Annotated in this window: 1 pseudogene; it reads right to left on the reverse strand. The window is 67.8% G+C overall.

The annotated features are described in order from the left end of the window. A pseudogene (locus tag VSR82_RS40345) lies at window positions 1–255 on the reverse strand (IS21 family transposase); the annotation flags it as partial.

A 255-nucleotide genomic window follows, 5' to 3' on the forward strand; every position in this document is an offset into this window, starting at 1 on the left:
GGAATGGAGGTCACGGCCGAAGCGGCCGCCGTTCAGATAGGTGTCGGCAGGCGCCGGCGTCGGCGCTGGTGCTGCGGTGGGCTGGCTGTCCAACCCCTTGTCGAGGATCGTCTTGACGGTGCGGTACCTGGGGCTGGCGAACACGAGCGCACGCTCGCACGCAGCCTCCAGCCGTTGATCGCCGACCTTCTCGCGAAGCCTCACGACGCCCTGTGCGCCGCGCAGGTTGACGAGCACCTTGTCGTTGAACATCGC

The sequence above is a fragment of the Burkholderia sp. JPY481 genome (assembly GCF_038900515.1).
GTDB lineage: Bacteria > Pseudomonadota > Gammaproteobacteria > Burkholderiales > Burkholderiaceae > Paraburkholderia > Paraburkholderia youngii.